The 2581-nt window shown below is 40.2% G+C and carries 1 protein-coding gene; it reads left to right on the top strand.

The genetic code is table 11. The features are described 5' to 3' along the window. Positions 1-122: 122 nt before the first annotated feature. Positions 123-2581, top strand: a 2459-nt coding sequence (locus tag LHW48_05550; GenBank protein MCB5259925.1) for a hypothetical protein, incomplete at its 3' end; no start/stop codon positions are given.

Raw genomic sequence — 2581 nt, 5'->3', positions numbered from 1 at the left:
GTAAGTATGATAAATCATGTGAATCTGTTCAGTACCAAATTGCAACGATCACGCCCTTGAACAGCAATAACCAGGAAGATAATGGGAAGATTGTAAAAAGATATTTTAACGGAGTGCCATCTGTGTTTCCCCCTATTAACCCCAATGATAAAAGGGATTACAGGTTCTTTGACCTTCTTTCTGGAAAATGTTACGACGAAAGTGTATTCAAGCAAGATGGGTCACTGCAGCTAGTAACTACCTATGATTGGACAATATCGACCAGAAATCTCAAGAAACAAATGGGATATGAGTGTATTCTTACCAACCAAATTGTCGAGAGCCAAGGTATAATTCGTGACATATCCTTTGAATATGATGATTATAATGCAAATGATCTATACGTACAAGATTCTACGGGCAATGCCCCTAACTTACTTATTGCTCTATCACCATTAAATGCGGGAGAGACCCTCGTGAGTGACAATTATTATGTTTATGTGAGTAATGTACGTGTCAATGCTGATACAAGTAAGCTGATGCATGTTCTCCTTGTTCGAAGAATCATGTACCACGGTGCTAATCCCCTTATCCTACTTAATAACTATAAGTGGTGTGCATTGGACATCAATTTCTCGGAACAAGATGCCTCCCAATACTTCACAATTGACTCATATCCGTTTGGAAATGAAGTTTCTGGAGCGAGCTATTTTCCCTATGAAAACCCCAACTCATTAGGTATAAGTACAGATCGCGGATATTTGTACTTTGATGTCGGAAGCAATGGTGTTTTTTTAAGGCTTGAGGAAGATACAATTAATCCAAAAGTACGGTTGTTAAGGGAGACAAATGATCAATATTATCTTCAGGATGATCCCGTTATAAGTAGAATCGAGTATTCATATGGTTGGGAGATTTACACTGATCTTAGAGATAAAAATATACTTACTCCCGTAGTTCAAACTGCTAAATGGGCAAATAACACCCCTTTATCCCAAAATATAGTTACTTGGAAGGATTGGGGAAATGGTAAGTGGGATTTGTACAAAACATTTAGTTGGAATGGGACTGGAACTGGTAATTTCACATCTAACTGGTGGAACAACCAAAGTGAACCAACATATACAGATGGGTGGCGCAAGGAGCGTGAGATTATTGCCCGTGACGCTTATGGGAATATCCTTGAAGAGGTGGGCAAAGACGGCATTCATACTACCAACCAGTTTAATTACTGGCATCCTATTGAGAATAGTAATTTAGTGAATTATGCTATCCAGGGTCAGATCGTGAACTCAACTCATAATGAGGCATATCTCTGTGGTTTCGAAGGAGATAACACAGAATGGGGATATTTAACTGCTGCTACGAACCAAAGGATTACTTCTCAGGAGTCATTCACTGGAAACAAGTCTTGTCAGATTGATGCTTTTGCACATTGGAATCCTAATGATCAAAACAACGAGTCCGGGTCATCTTACATGGCTTATCACAATCTGTTTAGCCCTAACATAGATCAGAATGGAGTATATCTGTTATCTGCGTGGGTTAAGGCTTACGAGATACCGAGCTATTCAGATGGAGATTATGTAGGAGTACGCTTAAAAGCAAAAGTAGGTAATACCTGGCATTATTCATCGATAGATAAACTAACCGCGCAGAACTTGGGTAAATGGACAAAGCTCGCGTGTACCTTAGATTTATCGGAAATAGAGGGTAACGTAGACGAACTTCAAGCTATGCTGGTCAACTACACAGCAGACTATTCAGTTAACAATACCGATCCATATCCATCGCTTCCGGCCTATCCCGCATACTTTGACGAAGTAAGATTTTTACCCTTGGATTCAGTCTGTAAAACATCCGTCACTGATCCAGTTTATCTTCAGAACACATCAGAGTGCGATGATAATGGTAACTTGACCAGAATGACGTACGACAGATTCAGAAGACCAGAGCTTGCTTATCGAGATGATGATCAGGTATGCACGGAAATCAAGGGGTTTGCTTACTTCCAGTCTGTGTCATCGACACCAAGCGGAACCTATAATGATGAAAAACCGAATCAACAAACCCAATTCTATTCGCGGACTGGCCTTGTGGACAATTTCGACTATAATGAAACTGAGTTTGTTTTGTCTTGGGGTAATAGTTCAGGATCATGGAGCAATAATGATGGTGTCCTTTCAATCCCCCAAAGCAGTGGTGTGAAGTACATCGCAAAACCTCTCCCACAAGATGGCATTATCGGATATCAATGGAACATCTTGGAGTTTTCCGGTAATGAAACAGGCTTTTCGCTTTATTCTTTGGCAACAAACCCATCATCTTCAGCCTATGGGTATAAGCTCAAAGTCACTTCCAACAGTGTCAGTTTGATATACAGCAACCCCCAAGGGGGGCAGGTATTGACTACCCAATCTATTAGTCCGGAAACGATCATTGGACAATGGTCAGTTCTATATGATAAAAAAACGCTATCTGCTTATCATAACGGACTAAGGATACTTAGCTTCAACTTGCCAATAAATCAGCAGCTTTCATCAGGTGAGTACTGCTCATTCTATACGAATAATGCCAGAGTTGTGATTGATAACTTTGTAGT

The organism is Candidatus Cloacimonadota bacterium (assembly GCA_020532355.1).
Taxonomy (GTDB): Bacteria; Cloacimonadota; Cloacimonadia; order Cloacimonadales; family Cloacimonadaceae; genus UBA5456.
This window is presented reverse-complemented; position numbering and strand designations above follow the sequence as displayed.